This is a genomic window from Kineosporia babensis, assembly GCF_021129305.1.
In the GTDB taxonomy this organism is placed as follows: domain Bacteria; phylum Actinomycetota; class Actinomycetes; order Actinomycetales; family Kineosporiaceae; genus Kineosporia; species Kineosporia babensis.
The window spans coordinates 38,465-54,254 of the sequence record NZ_JAJOMB010000037.1; the positions used below are offsets into that span (position 1 = coordinate 38,465).

Here is a 15,790-nt window from a genome sequence, read left to right on the forward strand (position 1 = left end):
GCGTGAAGCGACACCACTGGATCCACGGCGGCCGACGCGCGGACCGGGCCCGGGCCCTGAGCGGGATGAACCTGCCACCGGTGCTGGCGGTCCTGGACGCCCACCGTCGCCGGCGCGGCCCGTACACGGCGGCGGGCACCCTGCTGCGGCAGATCATCGACCACGCCCTGCAGCTGGATCCCGGTATCGGTCCGCGTCACTTCAACGAGATCGCCATCGCCGCGCCGGAACTGGCCCATCGGGTACCGCCGGTGCTGGCCGCGTTCGAATGGTCACTCGATCGTGAGGAGAAGACCCGCTACTACTCCCGGCTGCACACCTTCAACCTGGCCAACGGCCTGGCCGCCCTGCTGCGCGATCATCTGCGGGCTCTGGGCGGCGGCCCGCGCACCCTGGTCCTGGAGAACCTGGACGAGGCCGACGTCACCGATCAGGAGTTCGTCGCGGTGCTGCTGCGGCGGACCGACCTGCCGGACCTGACCGTCGTGGCCTGCACCGGCACCGCGCAGGTCACCGACCCACCCGGTGAGTTACCGATCTCCCTGGTCCGTGAGCTGGACCGATGTGCTCAGGCGCGGGCTGTGACCGCTTCGGAGAACATCGACGACGGTGAGCTCGAGGAATTCGTTGAGGGATGCTGCCTGGACGACGCACCAGGCCCGGTTGCCCGCTACGCCCGGCTGTCCGACGAGGAGCGCGCAGCTCTGCACAGCGCCGCCCTGGAGTCGGTGCTGTCCGCCGTGCACGAAGAAGGGGAGATCTCACTGGGGCTGGGGGCCGCTCTCTTTCATGCCGAACGCGCCGGTGACGAGCGTCTGGTCAATCTCCTGCGGGAGGCGGTGCGACGGTGCCGGGAGTTCGGGCTGTACTCGGCTGCGGTGGAGCTGGGGCGGCGAGGCGTGTCCCTGGTCGACCCGGTTGCCGACGAGGACGTGTGGTGGGAGTTCACGCATGCCGTCGCGGTGTGCCTGTCCTCGCTGGCCCGGGCGGACGAGGCGGCCGAGCAGTTCCAGGAGGCGGCCGTGCGCAGCCAGAAGCACGGCGTCCACTCGAACATCACGTACGGCATGGCGATGCTGTATGCGCGGTACTACCCCGAGCCGCGGCGGGACCCGCGTCTGGCCCGGATGTGGATGAACATGCACATCGTGCTGACCCGGCAGGTCGAGGATCCGGCCAAGCGGGCGTTCGAGTCGGTGTTCGCGCACAACGGGCTGGCGCTGATCGAGGTCCGGGAGAAGCAGCCGGAGGTGGCCCTGCGGCTGCTCGAGGAAGGAATGAGCCGGCTGGACGCTGAACTCGAACCGGGCCAGTACCGCCTGCACCGGATCGTCCTGCGCTACAACCGGGCCCAGGTCCTGATGATGAGCGACCGTACCGAGGAGGCGCTCCAAGAGTACTGGGCGGTGGCCGAGGCCGACCCGGAGTTCTACGAGCACTACTTCCAGATCGGCAACCTCCTGCGGCGACTGGGGCGGCCCGCCGAAGCAGTAGACGCCTACCGGACCGCCCTGGCCAAGTCTCCGCCCTTCCCCGAGGCCCACTACAACATCGGGGATGCCGAACTGACCCAAGGACGAGTACAACCGGCCCTGGAAAGCTTCGCCGAAGCAGTTGAACTCGATCCCACCCGGCTCGAGGCGCACGTCAGCTACATCGAGCTCCTGGTTGAGGTGGGCCGGCTCGACGCAGCCCGGGCCGCGCTGGACCGGGCCCTCACCGAGATCCCTGCTCGACCCGAACTGCTCACCCTCAAGGCCCAGATCCTGAGCTCCGGCGCCGCGGCCCGGCAGTGCCTGGACGAGGCCTTGCACGCCGACCCCCGCTACCCTCAGGCCTGGGCAGTACGGGCGGAGTTGGCCTACCAGGAAGGAGACCTGGCCGGGGCACTGGCCGACTTCGATGCTGCCGTGGCTCTGGACGACCAGCCGTCCTTCCGCTTCAACCGTGGGGTGGTCCACCAGGACAGCGGAAACCTGACCGAAGCAGCAGCCGACTTCGCGGCGGTCCTGGAATCGTCCGCCGATGACGAGGCTCTGGAGCGGCTGCATCAGTGCACCCAGCCGTCGGGCTCGGTGGCGCATGCCGGTTGACGCCAAGAGTCTGCGGCAGGTGGGCCGCCAGGTGCCTTCGTCGGTAGCCGTGGTGACTACCGGGGACGGGCTCGGGGTCACCGTCGGTTCGCTGGGCGTGCTGTCGCAGCGCCCGCCGCTGGTGATGTTCAGCCTCACCCGCGGCAGCCGCGGCCACTGCCTGCTGAACGGGCTCACCCGGTTCCGGGTGAACGTCCTGGCCGAGGAGCAGGCCTGGATCGGCGAGCACTTCGCCCAGGGTGAACCCGGCGACCGGGACCTGGTCGGGCTGACCAGCGAGGTGTTGCCCCGGATCCCGGGTGCCGTGGCCCACCTGGAGTGCTCGGCGCGGGAACGGTTCGAGATCGGGGACCACACCATGGTGATCGGGCTCCTCGAGCAGGTCGATCTTTCTCCCGGGCGTCCGCTGGTGTACTGGAACCGGGATTACCACAGCTTGTTTCCGGTCGCCGGGGAGCCGCTGGCCTTCTCCGGCAGGGAAGTTCAGAGCACGACCTAGAGTGCGAGGCCGAAATGGAGCGGGAAGACCGGGTCCTCAGTATCGCTGGGGACGTCCGCTCGCGAGGCCCGCACCGCGTCCATGGACCGGGGGATCTCGATGGGAAGTCGCCCGCGGGGCGGGAACTTGCCGGTCAGAGCAGCCAGGACGGCGGCGTCGGAACTACCGTAGTCAGCCACCAGTGCGGAGGTGAACGGCAGCAGGGGAGTGAGGATCGCCGGACGATCGAGGGTGACCACGAGGATCAGGGGGCAGCGGTCGGCGATCCGGGACAGGCGGTGGACCAGACCGGGCGGGAAGTCCAGGGACCCCTGGTGGAACCAGGCTTCCAGGAACAGGTCGTCGCGCGGTTCGAAGGGAGCCATGAGCCGCACGATGGCGACGTCGGCCTCCTGCGGGGATTCGACCGGCTTGGCCCACTCGGAAAGGTGCTCGGTGCTCAGGTTCTCGCTGTAGGCGGAAATGGAGGACGCCAGGGGCAAGCAGTCGTTCTTGTTCACCAGCAGGGTGGTCGAGTTGGCCTGTGCCTCGAAACCCTGGCGCCGGAACTCAGCGTTCCCGACGAGACGCTCGGCGGCCTCCACATCCACGTAGGGGTTGTCGAACAACCCCAGGCGGAACTTCACCAGCAGGATCCGGCGCACCGACTCGTCGATCCGGGACTCCTCGATCACGCCGCGTTCCACGAGATCGATGAGCAGGTCGACACACTCCTCCCCACCGAACTGGTCGCATCCGGCGTCTACAATTTTGGCCATTCGCTGTGATGGGGTGAGCGATTCGACGCCCCAGGCCCGGGCCGGCAGCACCTGTGAGCCGACGTGGTTGTCGTTGACCAGTTCCCAGTCGGTCACCACGACGCCGTCGTAGCCCAGTTCCTCGCGCAGCAGGCCGGTGACGATCTGCCGGTTGAAGCCGAAGCCCACCTCCTCGATCCGCTCACCGTTCAGCTCAAGATCGATCGGCATCCCGTAATAGGGCATCATCGCTGCAGTTCCGCGGGCAATGGCTTCGCGGAAAGGCTTGAGGTGGTAGTCGAACCTGCCGCCCGGGTAGACCTGCTCGCGGCCGTAGGGGAAATGCGCGTCCTCCCCGTCCTTCTGCGGTCCACCACCCGGAAAATGCTTGGTGGTGCAGGCAACGCTGGACGGGCCGAGGTTCGCTGTCTGAAAGCCGTCGAGATAGGCGGCCGTGAACTCGGCGACCCGGTCGGCGTCATGGCCCATGGTCTGGGCCTGGCGTCCCCAGCGCGGTTCGGTGGCCAGGTCGACCTGGGGGTGCAGGGCGGCCCGGATGCCGACCGCCACGTACTCCTGGCGGGCCACGTCGGCGAAACGGCGCACCGAATCCAGATCGTCGAGGGCGGCCAGCCCCAGGCCTTCCGGCCACTGGCTGAAAGGCCCGGCGGAGAAAGCGACCCCGGCGTTCTCGACGAAGGCGTGACGGGGATCGGTGCTGATCGTGACCGGGATGCCGTGCGGGGTCTGCTCGGCCAGTTCCTGCAGGTTGTTGTTCCAGGTGGCGGCCTGGCGGGCGGTCTCGATCTGGTGCACGTTGAAGTGGTTCAGGTGCTTGCCGAGGACCACCTCGCCGGTGGGGGACTTGCTGATCCGACCCGCGGTCTGGACCAGGTCTCCGTCCGGGCCGACCTCGATGACGGTCTGGAACATCAGGCCGGCCTTCTCGGCCAGGCTCAGCCGCGCCAGCAGGTCCTCGGTCCGCTCCTCGGCGCTCAGGGAACGGTTCTCGTACGGATCCAGGACGCCGTTGCCGTTGAGATCACGGTAGACATCGCCGGTTTCGGTGGTGGACTCAGGAATGCGCATGGGTATCTCCTTACTTCAGGCCGGTGGTGGCGACGCCCTGGATGAAATAGCGCTGCAGGGCCAGGAAGAGCAGCAGGATCGGGACGATGACCAGCACCGAGCCGGCCAGCAGCAGGCCGTAGTTGGTGGCGTTCTGCCCGGTGGAGTACAGCGACAGGGCGACCGGCAGGGTGTACCGGTCCTCGCTCTGCGCGGCCACCAGCGGCCAGAGGAAGTTGTTCCAGGAGCTGAGGAACGTGAGGATGCCGAGTGTGGCCAGAGGCGGCCCGCACAGCGGCATCACGATCCGGGCGAAGATCCGGAACTCGCCGGCGCCGTCGATCCGCGCCGCTTCCAGCAGGGCGTCGGGGATGCCCAGGATGAACTGCCGCATCAGGAAGACGCCCAGCGGTGCGGTGATGAACGGCAGGATCAGCGCCGCGTAACTGTTCAGCAGGCCCATCTTGGAGACCATCACGAACAGCGGCACGAAGGTCACCACGCCGGGCACCATCAGGGTCACCATGACCGCGCCGAACAGCAGTTTCTTGCCCGGGAAGTCCATCTTGGCCAGGGCGTAGCCGACCATCGAGCAGAACACCAGGTTGCCCAGCACGGTGAACCCGGCCACCACCAGGCTGTTGGTGAAGAACGTGCCGAAGTGCAGCGGGCCGAACCACTGGCTGTAGTTCTCACCGGTCGGGGTCTGCGGCCACCAGGTCGGCGGCCGCCGCAGGATCTCACCCTGGTTCTTGAACGAGCCCAGGGCCATCCAGACGAACGGCAGCAGCCAGGCCACCAGACCGATCGTGAGCACACCGTAGGTCAGACGTCTAGGCATGATTCCCCCTCAGTCCTGCGAGCGCAGCAGCCGGAACTGGACCAGGCTGACCAGGGCGATGACCAGGAACAGCACGTAGCTGGCGGCCGAGGCCAGGCCGTACTCACCGAAACCGAACTGCTGGTAGGTGTAGTAGGCGACCGACAGGGTGGCGTCCAGCGGCCCGCCCTTGGTCATCACGAAGGCTTCCTCGAAGAACTGCAGGTAGCCCACCGAGATCAGGACCGCGCCGAGCAGCAGCGTGGGCCGCAGCAGCGGCAGCGTCACCGAGATCAGCCGCCGGAACGCGCCCGCACCGTCCATCGTGGCGGCCTCGTGCACGTCCTGCGGAACCGCCTGCAGGCCGGCCAGGAAAATGATCATCAGGGTGCCGACGTTGCGCCAGACCGCCATCACGATCAGCGAGGGCAGTGCCCAGGTCGAGTCGTTCAGCCAGTCCGGACCGCTGATCCCCACCACCGACAGGGCCTGGTTGGCCAGGCCCTCGGGCTGCAGGATGTAGCGCCAGACCACCGAGATCGCCACGATGCTGGTGACCACCGGAGCGTAGAAGCCGACCCGGAAGAACGCGACGATCCGCCCCGAACCGGAGTTCAGGGCGAGCGCCAGGGCCATCGCCACGGTCATCGTCAGCGGGATGCCGATCACCACGAACAGCGCGGTGACCAGCATGGCCTGGCGGAACCGGGCGTCGGCGAACAGGTCGGTGTACTGCTGCAGGCCGGTGAAGTTCACCGAGAACGGGGTCTGGATGTCCCGGGCGGTGAAGTCGGTGAAGGACATGCCGAACGAGCCGAGGATCGGTACCAGCATGAACAGCCCGAACACCGCGACGAAGGGCAGGCAGAACCCCCACGCGATCAGGGCCTGCTTGCGCCTGAGCTGGGCGCCCACCCGGGATCAGTCCAGCCCGATGGAGTCGGCCTTGTTCTGCAGGTCCTTCAGCGCGTCGGCGGCGCTCACGCTCTCGCGGCGCATCTGCTCCAGGGCCTGGTCCGCGGCCGCGCCGACCTGCACCCAGGAGGTGCTCACCGGCTGTGCCTTGGCGGTCTCCAGCTGGGTGCCGAACACCTGAAGATCCTCGTCGTCGGCCAGTTCCTTCTCGTCCCAGGCGGCCTGGACCGAGGGCAGGTCCCCGGAGGCCTGGAACCACGCGGCCTGGGTGTCGGCCTGGCCCAGCCACTGCGCCAGCTTCCAGGCGCTGCCGGCGTTCTTGCTGTCCTCGAAGACCACCAGGTTGGCGCCGCCGCTGAAGGAGGTCGAGCTGTCCCGGGCCGGAAGCGAGGCCACCGCGTACTTCTCGTCGAAGTCGTCACCACCGACGGTGGCCAGCGAGCCGCGCATGAACGGGCCGTCGATCAGCATCGGGGTGCTGCCGTCCACGAACGAGTTCTCCTGCGCCCCGGCCGAGACGTCCGCGTTGGCGTCCGCGATCTTGCCGGTGAAGAAGCTCTGGTAGTACTCGTACGCCTCGACCATCTCCGGGGTGTCCAGCGTCCACTCGTCGCCGCTGGTGATCTCGGCGCCGTTGGACCACGGCATCCACAGCGTGCCCTGGAAGGCGTCCGGGCCCGCGGGCAGCCGGATACCGAACTCTGCGCCGGCCTTGGCCTGCATGTCCTTGGCCATCTGCTGCAGCTCTTCCCAGGTGGCCGGGGCCTGGTTCCAGCCGGCCTTTTCGGCCAGGTCGGTGCGGTAATAGAGGACGCGGGTGTCCACGTACCAGGGCATGCCCACCTTGCGCTCGCCGGACTCGGTGGTGCTCAGCGCGCCCGGGAAGAAGCCCGAGGTGTCCAGATCGGTCGGCACGGTGGCGAAGTCGTCGGCGAAGTCGGCCATCCAGGTGGTGCCCATCATGGCCATGTCGGGGCTGTTGCCACCGGCGATCGCGGTCTGGATCTTGTTGTGTGCGGAGTCCCAGGGGATCGCGGTGACCTCGACGTCGGCGTCGGGGTTGGCCTTCTCGAACTCCTCGACGAACTTCGGCAACAACTCACCCTCGGTGCCCATGGCCCAGATGGTGATCTCGCCGGTCGCCGGGTCCGAGCCGATGGTGGAGGCGGCGGCCGAGGTGCCGCTGTCGGCCTCCTCCGCCCGCCCACAGGCGCTCAGCGCCAGACCGGCGGTCAGGACGATGGCCAGGGCGGACCGGGCAGATGTCCCTTTCACAATGTTCCTCCTTGAACACGCGGCGCGGATCTAAACGTTTAGATCGACCAGGTCACTGTGGCACGACCAGCCACGATGCGCAAAGGGGCCAAGCGCCTCTCAGCAGCCGCAGCTGGCCCGGATCTCCAGACGGGTGCCCAGTTCGACCGTGCGACCGCCGGGCGTATCGGCGTCGTGCTCCATCATCAGGAGCTGGGCGGCCACCCGCCCCATCGCCTCCATCGGCTGGCGCACCGTGGTCAGCGGCGGCCTGCCCAGCGCTCCGGCCAGGATGCCGTCGAATCCGGTCACCACCACATCACCCGGCACCGACACACCCTCCTGACGCAGCACGTCCAGCAGTTCCAGGGCCAGCTGATCGCTCGCACACACCAGCGCCTGCGGCAACCGATGACTGCGCAGGAGCTCCAGTACCCCGGTGAACCGTGGCCCCTGGCCCAGGTCGGCGTCGTCACAGACCTTCTGCGGCACCGGCCTGCCCAGTTTCTGCAGGGCCTGCTGGAAACCCAGGAAGCGCTCCTGGTAGTCGTAGGCGATGGTCCCGCCCACGAACTGAAGGTCGCCGATCCCGTGGTCGGTGACCAGGTGCGTCACCAATTGGTCCATCCCACCGCGATTGTCGGCCAGAACGTGGTGGTACCGGTCGTTGCCGGAAGGAAGGCTGAGCAGGACCACGGGCATGTTCAGCGTGGCTCCTTGCAGCCACTGCGCCGCCGAACGGCCGGGGAAGATCGCCAGCCCGTCCACCCGTCCCGCTGTCTCGGTGATCGCCCCCTGCGACGGATCGCCGCGGCCCAGCAGCACTGGCCGCTCATGCCGCCGCGCCTCGAGCTCAAATCCGCGCTGCACCTCATCGACGTACAGGGGGTAGGCCCGGAGATCTGCGCGCTGGGCGTCGGCGATGTCCTCCCAGGGGATCAGTGGACGATCGATGTCCACCGGTGGCGCGGGTGCCGGGTTTGTTGCTTCCTCATGCAGCGGGCGCTCCAGCAGGAACTCGTACGAGTGCAGGCCGAGCGTTCCGGTCTTACCCCGCACCAGCCCTCGCGCCGACGCGCTGGGGATGTACCCCAACTCCCGAGCTGCCTGGAGGACTGTCTCGCGGGTCTCGGGGCGTACCTGGTCGGGGCGGCGGAACGAGAACGACACTGTCGCGATCGAGACGCCGGCCAGTTTCGCGACGTCATGGACCGTCGGACGGCGTCGCGAAGTCAAGAGTGTCCTCCCAGGAAGCAAGGCAGATCAGGGACTGTGGACGGCTTCACCTGCTGGGTGGCGACGGAGCCGTCCCGGCCCCGGGTGTGTGCTGTTGCAGGCTACCAACGGGACGGTTGCCGGCTGGACCTCGCTGCGACGCCCTCGCTGCGTCCGCGAAGAGGGGACTGGTTCGTGCCGGCTCGGAGGGGCCGGTGCCTCGACCGGTCTACGCCCGCTGCCTTTTGTCAGTACCCGTTCGGTCCGGTTTCCTCAAAACGGCCCAAAGCTGTTGTAAACGACTTACCGTGGAAACGTCTCGGGGGAGATGAGGACGTCCAGACCGCCTTTAGCGAATTTCGTTGCCATTAGCCGGAAAATGCTGCCCGGCGGCGCTTCGTGATGCGAGAGCACTCGCACTCATGTCTCGGCAAGACCGCACACCGGCAGTCCCATCGGACGGGAGAAACCGATGATCAAGCGCACTTTCATGATCGGGCTGGCCAGTACGGCCCTGGCCTCAACCACTTTGCTGATGGCCGGTCCGGCTCAGGCCGCCGGAAGCGTCGAGAACTGCACCATGACCGACGTCCTGCCGCACACGGTCGTCATCGGTGTCAAAGCCAAGCGCGTGCAGTTCGGCGTCAGGACCACCTGCGACGACCAGGACGTCAAGTTCTCGGTGCGGGGCGCCGGCGTGGGAACCGCGGCCCACGCGTTCTGGTTCGCAGCCTGCAACTACGACATGCGCCAGGGGCCCACCAATTATGACTGCACGCACGGTGGTTCGGGCATCATCAACCCGATCGGGGGCACGTACCGGGGCTACGACTTCATCCCCGGCAACGACCTCACCGGCCCGAACCCGATCCACGCCGAGGCCTTCGTCGATGCCGACCACAACCACCTGGACGACGACGGCGCCGGGCATTTCGGCGAGTCGAGCACGATCAACCTGCTGCGCCAGACCCGCTTCGGCGACAGCTTCAACGCCTCCCCGGAGCCCGTTCGCAAGGGGAAGCGGATCAACCTGACGGCCACCCTGCAGACCGCGGACTGGAACAACGGCACCTGGGAAGAAATCGACGGCGAGGTCGAGATCCAGTTCAAGGCGGCCGGCGAGCAGAAGTATCGCACCGTCAAGACCGTCTCGGCCGAGGACGGTGAGGTGGACGCCCGCGTGAAGGTCAGGAAGTCGGGCCACTGGAGGGCCTACCACCCCGCCACCGACGCCACCTCGGTCTCGACCTCGGGCAGCGACTACGTCAAGGTGAAGTAGGCGAACGCCAACCGGTTCGTGGCACCGTTGTCAGCGGCCAGTTTGCCGTACGAGCCAGGCCGGCTGCTGACGCCGGCGCCGCGGCCGGGCCGGAGACCGAAACCACGCAGAGCCCTCCGGCTGCCCGTCGTTCACTCGTGGCCCGCGACCTTGCGGAAACGAGAGGGCTTTCGGAGGCAGCGGAGTCCGCAGACTGTCGATGCCGGTCGCTGCAGTTCTCCACAGGAAGCTCAAATCTTTTTAAGGTTTTCGCTCTCAATATTCCTTTCAGGTCATTGGGTGCTACTTTCTGACGGGGGAGAGAACAAACGGCGGCCGGGGGGCACGCTCATGAGACGTTCGAGGAATTCCTACTACTACGGGTACGACGATCGGCCCACGTCCTGGGAAATCGTTGCCCTGCTGGTGATCATCCTGCTCAACGTGTGGGTCCTGCGCAGCAACTACCCGCAGTGGAGCCAGCGGCTGGCCTTGGTGGCGGCCGTCGTCATCGCCTTTCTCGAGGTGCTCAGCTACCTGGGGATCAATCCCGTCGGCAAGGACGCCTCCACCGCCAGCCTGCTCCGCTTCTTCACCGGGCTGGCCTTCGTGGTGCTGGTGGCCCTGTCGATCGGTGCCCTGGCCACCTACCTCAGGCCAGTCGACGTCGGCGACCGGGTGCAGTTCGCCGACGGCTCCCGGGTCGTCTCGATGAAGACCGGTCAGTCGATCGGCGTCCGGGCCGACGGCCTGGAGGAGAGACCGCGCCGGCTCGACATCACCCTGGCGATCGTCAACCAGGACGACGCGCTCGGTGAGTGCGCGAATTACACCGAGCTGGTGACGGATTCGAACCGCGTCCGGCTGGCGAAGTACGAGGCGGACGGCGAGAACGGGTACGCGATCTCCAGCTCGCTGGGTGACGGTCAGGCCGATCTGGAGTTCGATCTCACGGTCACGAACGTCGAGGAAGAGAACAACTGCGTGGTCGACATCTCCATCGAGAGGGCGAGGCTGGAACGGTGAAATCCCTGAGAGCAACCGTGGCCGCGGTGTCCGCCGCGGCCCTGGTCCTGACCGCCTGCGGCGACGAACGCGAGAGCCTGTTCGACGGTCAGAACGCCATCTCGATCGGTTACGTGGTCGACAGCCCCGGTTTCTCGTGGGGCGAGGAGGATCCCCAGGGGCTGGACGCGAGCCTGGCCACCGCCCTGTACGCCAGCCTGAAGAGCCCGGACATGCCGTCCGACGAGCAGACCAAGGTCCGGCTCAACAACGTCGGTGAACGCGACGCGGCCATCCTCGACCGCAAGACCACGCTGGTCGCCGCCGCCTACTCGATCACGCCCGCCCGTAACCAGAAGGGCATCGACTTCGCCGGCCCCTACCTGAAGACGGGCCAGGCCTTCCTCGTCCCGAAGGGCTCGTCCGCGACCCCCGCGGATCTTCAGGGCCGGTCCGTGTGCGTCGTGTCCGGCACAACCGCTCCCGCCGACTCCAGCGGCCTGAGCGACCTCACCACGCGGGACAAGGTGAGCCAGTGCATCGAGCTCCTGAACGACGGTGCCGTGGAGGCCGTCTTCGACGACACGCTCGTGCTCTACGGCTACATGGGGCTGCCTGACTACAAGAACGACTACCGGATCATCGAGGACGTCAAAGGCCGCACCCAGTACTACGGAATCGGGATCCTGGGCGGGCACCAGGAGGACTGCGAGCGGGTCAACGAAGCCATCAAGAAGTACCTGGCGGGAAACTGGAAAAGTGACTTCGCCAGTTACTTCCCGGCCATTCCGCCTTCGGTGTACCAGCCGAACAACCCGTTCCTGCCCAATGCCAGCGAGATGAGCGAGCGTTCGTGCCAGGTCGAGGCCGACGTGACAGCTTCGGACGGCTGACCGGGACGTCGATGTCGCCGCCTGGACGCAACCCTGGAGACAGCGTTCTCGTCCCCGCCGCCGTTCCGCCCCGATGATGCCTGAGTACCTCAGGGCCAGGGACTGTCCGGCTGGCAGCTCTGGCGCAAAAAGTGGTCAAGTCATGGCTTTCTGTGAATCGCCTTCTATCTGATCTTGGCTCGAGTGCGATTTTGATCTTGGTGAGGTGTTGTTCCCAGGGCTGCCAGTGGTGGTGGAGGGCGTGCACGCCTCGGAGGAAGGCCTTCGGGTTCGGCTGGTCTCGACTGCTTCGTCAGCGGTGTGTCCGGCGTGCGGGTCGGTCTCGGACCGGGTTCATGGCTGGTGCACGCGGTGGTTGAAAGACCTTGCTGGCGCTGGACGGAAGGTGTTGGTGGAGTTGCGGTCTCGCCGCATGCTCTGTTCTGGTTCCGGTTGCGGGCAGAAGACGTTCCGGGGGCAGGTGCCTGATCTGACGCGGCGGTGGGCGCCGGCGCACGACACGGGCAACGACGTTGATCGCCGGGTTCGGTACCGGGGTGGTTGGCCGCGCCGGATCACGGCTTCTGGCCGTGGCAGGGCTTGAGGTCAGCAGGGACACGGTACTGCGGGTCGTGATGGCCCAGTCGTTACCGTTCGAGCAGGCCTGTCAGTCCGGGTAGGAGATGCCCGCGGTGATCGGGGTGGACGACGTCGCGATCCGTCGGGGCCACACGTACGCCACGGGCACCCTGACACGACCCGGCCGAGCACGACCACGAGCATTGGCTAAGCGGAACCCAGGGTCGGGTGGCCGGGGGCATTGCAGCCCCCGGCTCCCACAGATCCCGGCGTGACAGTCTCCCGTCACCGGGCTTTTGTCATCGTGCTCGCCAGGCGGTGTCCACCCATTGCCAGTCGGAAGAGGGACTGTCCGGGGAACGGCTCTGGCGCACAAACGGTGGTCGAAGTGGTCGATTTCCGGTGAATCACGTTCTATGTGATCTTGAGTTGAGTGTGCTGTTGATCTTGATGGGGTGTCGTTTCCCGGGGTGCCCGTCGTGGTGGAAGGGGTTTGCGAGGATGGGGACGGCCTGCGGATCCAGGTCGTCTCCACCGCGGCGGAGGTGGCATGCCCTTCGTGCGGTTCCCTTTCGAGCCGGGTTCATGGCTGGTGTCGTCGCCGGTTGAAGGACGTTGCGATCGCAGGCAGAAACGTGCTGCTGGAGCTAGGTTCTCGAAGGCTAGTGTGCGTCGAGGCCGCCTGTGTTCGAAGGACGTTCCGGGAGCAGATCCCTTCTCTGACCCGGCGGTGGGCGCGCCGCACGCAGCGGGTCACATCGATGATCGCCCGGTTCGGGACTCTGGCCGCTGGGCGTGCGGGTTCCCGGCTTCTGGGGGCCGCGGGTGTGCAGGTCTCGCGGGATACCGTGCTGCGGGTCGTGATGGGGCTGCCGCTTCCGTTCGAGCAGGCCCAGGCCGCAGGAGAAGTGGTCCCCGCCGTGCTGGGGGTGGATGACGTCGCGATCCGCAAGGGCCACCGTTACGCGACGATCATCATCGACGTCGGTACGCATCGTCCGCTGGATCTCCTGCCCGACCGGCTCTCGAGCACCCTGGCCACGTGGTTGAAGGCGCATCCTGGGATCGAGATCGTCTGTCGCGACGGCTCTAACGCCTATGCGAACCCTCGGGAATTGCATCAGACGGGCGAGTACGTTGCTGGTGTCGTGGTGGGGCGAGGATCTAGTACCTAACGCATCCGGCGTGAGACACGCCGTTGGCCAGAGTGTTTGGCGCCGGGATCCCTTCTGATGCATGATCTTCCCGCTATCCGGGTGTTCGGGGGAGGGCCGGTTGCGTCAGATCGACTTGGCAGGTGCGGCGCACCTGGAACTGTTGTCGGGTGTTGTCCGGTTGCGTCCGCAGGACGCGATGAGCGAGGCGATGCTGCGGGGCTGGCGGGCGCAGCAGACGGCTCGGGGTCTGCGTGAGGAGACCATCGCGGAGCGGGAGCGGCTGGTGCGCCAGTTCATGGCGTTCACCAACGAGTACCCGTGGCGCTGGACGTCTGCCCATGTGGATGAGTGGTCGATGTCGCTGGCGTCGGAGCGGCGTCTGGCGCCGGCGACGATCCGCGCCTACCAGGGAAATCTGCGGATCTTCAACGAGTTCCTCTGCGATGGCCGGTAGGGACTGCCCCCAAGCCGGTTGACTCACGGGTTGGGGTGATCAGGCAGCAAGAGTATGCCTGATGACGCTCTCGTACTCGATCGGGGTGAGTTTGCCGAGGGTGGCCTGGCGTCGTCGGCGGTGGTAGGTCCTTTCGATCCAGGTCACGATTTCCAGGCGCAGCTCCTGGCGGGTGTTCCAGCGGCGGCGGTCCAGGACGTTCTTCTGCAGCAGCGCAAAGAACGATTCCATGGTTGCGTTGTCGCCGCAGGCGCCGACCCGGCCCATCGAACCGCGTAGCTTGGCCTTCTTCAGGGCGCGGACGAACTTCTTGGACCGGAACTGGCTCCCGCGGTCCGAGTGGACAATCGTTCCGCGTGGATTCCGCAGGGCCACGGCCATTTTGAGTGCTGTGACGGCCAGGGATGCCTTCATGCGGGAGTCGATGGAGTAGCCCACGATCCGGTTGGAGAAGGGGACTTACCCCCGGACCTTGGACACGCTGAACCCGACATGATGTCGGAGGAATCTGAATGACCAAGTCAAGCGGCGGCAGCGGTTGTTTGCGGCGCTACAGGTGTGAAGGTTCGACCGTCGCGAAGGAGCGCCCAGAGGACGTCGACGAGCCTGCGGGCCAGCGCAAGCAAGGCTTGGGTATGGATGAGGCGTTCGCCGCGTTTGCGGTCGTAGAAGGTACGTGAGGGTCCTTCGCTACGGATGCTGGAAAGCGCAGCCATGTAGAACACGCGTCTGAGTTTTCGGTTGTATCGCTTGGGGCGGCGTAGGTTTCCCGTGATGCGGCCGGAGTCCTGAGCCACGGGAACGAGGCCGGCGTAGGAGGCGAGGCGCCCGGAAGTGGCGAAACCGTTGAGGTTGCCCCCGGTCACGATGATGAATTCCGCCCCCAGGATCGGGCCCAGCCCGGGCAGGGATTCGATGATCTCTGCCTGCGGGTGGGAGCGGAAGCTGCTGGTGATGAGTTTGTCGGTGTCCTTGATCTCGCGGTCCAGATCCAGCAGCTTCCGGGCCAGACGGGCGATGAGTTCGGCGGTAGCTCTCTCGCCGGGCAGTCGCACGCTCTGGGCTGCAGCGGCCTGCACAGCTGCGGAAGCCATGGCCGGGATGCCCTTGGCCCAGACCTTGTGCTCACGCAGATAGCCGGCGATGCCGTCCTGACCGGCTTCACGGATCGCATCGGGCGTCTGAAAGCCGGTCAGCAGAATCAACGGAGCGCGGGTGGAGTAGTCGAAAGCTCGCTCCAGGCCGGGGAAGATACCAGTGAGAAGGTCACGCAGCCGGTTAACTCCGCGGACCCAGTCCGCCATCAAATCCTCGCGATGTCCGCTGAGACGGGTGAGCTCGACCACGAGGTCGTCCGTGGCCGTGACCGGGCTCAAGTCCGAACGCATCCGCGCAGTTTCGGCGATCACCCGAGCATCTTTGGCATCCGACTTGGTTTCGCCTCGGAAGGCGCCGCTCATGCGATTGACGACCCGGCCCGGCACGTAGACGACCTGCTGGCCGGAAGCCAACAGCACCCCCATCAACAGGGCGGCGGCGTTGCTGGTCAGGTCGATCGCCCAACGCACCTGCCCGGCATGCGAGTCGACCAATCGGGCAGCTCTGGCCAGTAGATCCTCGATCGCCGCTTGATTGTTGGCGACCTTCCGCGAAAAGACGATCTTTCCTTCGGAATCCATCGCGCAGGCATGATGCGTGCTCTTGCCCACGTCTATTCCGACCCAGAGCAGTAGCCGGTCCACCATCGCCGTCACCTCCTATTCGTGCAGGCCAACCCCGGTGGACAACCCCGCCAGCAGGTCCCTAAACAGCGACGACTCGCATCAGATCTGAATCAGTGGCCAGGGCGTCCAGACCGAAGGGG

General features: G+C 66.6%; 14 protein-coding genes and 1 pseudogene. 8 read left to right on the plus strand and 7 right to left on the minus strand.

Going from position 1 to position 15,790, the window contains the following annotated elements; genetic code table 11:
- The first annotated feature begins 2 nt into the window (after positions 1-2).
- Together LR394_RS43495 and LR394_RS39275 are read left to right on the plus strand one after the other, a co-directional pair.
- Entirely contained in the window at positions 3-2,093 is a 2,091-nt protein-coding gene (locus LR394_RS43495; protein ID WP_231449806.1) for a tetratricopeptide repeat protein, read from the plus strand.
- Complete coding sequence (locus tag LR394_RS39275; protein ID WP_231449807.1) at positions 2,083-2,592, plus strand: flavin reductase family protein; 510 nt, start codon at positions 2,083-2,085, stop codon at positions 2,590-2,592. The genes LR394_RS43495 and LR394_RS39275 overlap by 11 nt, the downstream gene beginning before the upstream one ends.
- On the opposite strand, the gene LR394_RS39280 is transcribed toward LR394_RS39275, so the two are convergent.
- The 5 genes from LR394_RS39280 to LR394_RS39300 form a co-directional block, all read right to left on the minus strand.
- On the minus strand, positions 2,589-4,418 hold the full coding sequence (locus LR394_RS39280) for a glycoside hydrolase family 3 protein (protein WP_231449808.1): 1,830 nt from the start codon (positions 4,416-4,418) through the stop codon (positions 2,589-2,591). The two genes, LR394_RS39275 and LR394_RS39280, sit on opposite strands and share 4 nt — an antisense overlap.
- A 10-nt stretch (positions 4,419-4,428) precedes the next feature.
- Positions 4,429-5,238: a carbohydrate ABC transporter permease gene (locus LR394_RS39285; RefSeq protein ID WP_231449809.1), complete on the minus strand. Its 810-nt coding sequence runs from the start codon at positions 5,236-5,238 to the stop codon at positions 4,429-4,431.
- Between the two features lie 9 nt (positions 5,239-5,247).
- Complete coding sequence (locus LR394_RS39290) at positions 5,248-6,132, minus strand: carbohydrate ABC transporter permease (protein WP_231449810.1); 885 nt, start codon at positions 6,130-6,132, stop codon at positions 5,248-5,250.
- A gap of 6 nt (positions 6,133-6,138) precedes the next feature.
- Positions 6,139-7,407: an extracellular solute-binding protein gene (locus tag LR394_RS39295; protein WP_231449811.1), complete on the minus strand. Its 1,269-nt coding sequence runs from the start codon at positions 7,405-7,407 to the stop codon at positions 6,139-6,141.
- Between the two features lie 99 nt (positions 7,408-7,506).
- Complete coding sequence (locus LR394_RS39300) at positions 7,507-8,622, minus strand: LacI family DNA-binding transcriptional regulator (protein WP_231449812.1); 1,116 nt, start codon at positions 8,620-8,622, stop codon at positions 7,507-7,509.
- Positions 8,623-9,073: 451 nt separating this feature from the next.
- Here LR394_RS39300 and LR394_RS39305 point away from each other — a divergent pair, with 451 nt between their 5' ends.
- From LR394_RS39305 to LR394_RS39325, 6 genes are all read left to right on the plus strand, one after another.
- Positions 9,074-9,880, plus strand: coding sequence for a hypothetical protein (locus LR394_RS39305; RefSeq protein ID WP_231449813.1), 807 nt, complete (start codon positions 9,074-9,076; stop codon positions 9,878-9,880).
- A 330-nt stretch (positions 9,881-10,210) separates the two neighbouring features.
- Positions 10,211-10,885, plus strand: a complete 675-nt coding sequence (locus LR394_RS39310) for a hypothetical protein (protein WP_231449814.1) — start codon at positions 10,211-10,213, stop codon at positions 10,883-10,885.
- On the plus strand, positions 10,882-11,757 hold the full coding sequence (locus LR394_RS39315) for a transporter substrate-binding domain-containing protein (protein ID WP_231449815.1): 876 nt from the start codon (positions 10,882-10,884) through the stop codon (positions 11,755-11,757). The genes LR394_RS39310 and LR394_RS39315 overlap by 4 nt, the downstream gene beginning before the upstream one ends.
- Before the next feature lie 298 nt (positions 11,758-12,055).
- Positions 12,056-12,340, plus strand: a complete 285-nt coding sequence (locus tag LR394_RS43910) for a transposase family protein (protein WP_407937209.1) — start codon at positions 12,056-12,058, stop codon at positions 12,338-12,340.
- A gap of 445 nt (positions 12,341-12,785) precedes the next feature.
- Positions 12,786-13,490 (plus strand): transposase family protein, encoded by a 705-nt coding sequence (locus LR394_RS39320; RefSeq protein ID WP_231449816.1) that lies wholly within the window; start codon positions 12,786-12,788, stop codon positions 13,488-13,490.
- A gap of 100 nt (positions 13,491-13,590) precedes the next feature.
- A complete protein-coding gene (locus LR394_RS39325; RefSeq protein WP_231449817.1) occupies positions 13,591-13,926 on the plus strand; it encodes a phage integrase N-terminal SAM-like domain-containing protein in 336 nt (111 codons plus the stop codon).
- Between the two features lie 39 nt (positions 13,927-13,965).
- Here LR394_RS39325 and LR394_RS39330 read toward each other — a convergent pair.
- Positions 13,966-14,379: pseudogene (locus LR394_RS39330) on the minus strand (DDE-type integrase/transposase/recombinase); the annotation flags it as partial.
- Positions 14,380-14,447: 68 nt separating this feature from the next.
- On the minus strand, positions 14,448-15,671 hold the full coding sequence (locus LR394_RS39335) for an IS110 family RNA-guided transposase (RefSeq protein ID WP_231449818.1): 1,224 nt from the start codon (positions 15,669-15,671) through the stop codon (positions 14,448-14,450).
- Between the last annotated feature and the right edge of the window lie 119 nt (positions 15,672-15,790).

Excerpts from the sequence above, each read along its gene's own strand:
- LR394_RS39305 (WP_231449813.1), top strand. The coding sequence starts at position 9,074 with ATGATCAAGCGCACTTTCATGATCGGGCTGGCCAGTACGGCCCTGGCC.
- LR394_RS39335 (WP_231449818.1), bottom strand. The coding sequence starts at position 15,671 with ATGGTGGACCGGCTACTGCTCTGGGTCGGAATAGACGTGGGCAAGAGC.
- LR394_RS39280 (WP_231449808.1), bottom strand. The coding sequence starts at position 4,418 with ATGCGCATTCCTGAGTCCACCACCGAAACCGGCGATGTCTACCGTGAT.
- LR394_RS39310 (WP_231449814.1), top strand. The coding sequence starts at position 10,211 with ATGAGACGTTCGAGGAATTCCTACTACTACGGGTACGACGATCGGCCC.
- LR394_RS39275 (WP_231449807.1), top strand. The coding sequence starts at position 2,083 with ATGCCGGTTGACGCCAAGAGTCTGCGGCAGGTGGGCCGCCAGGTGCCT.
- LR394_RS39285 (WP_231449809.1), bottom strand. The coding sequence starts at position 5,238 with ATGCCTAGACGTCTGACCTACGGTGTGCTCACGATCGGTCTGGTGGCC.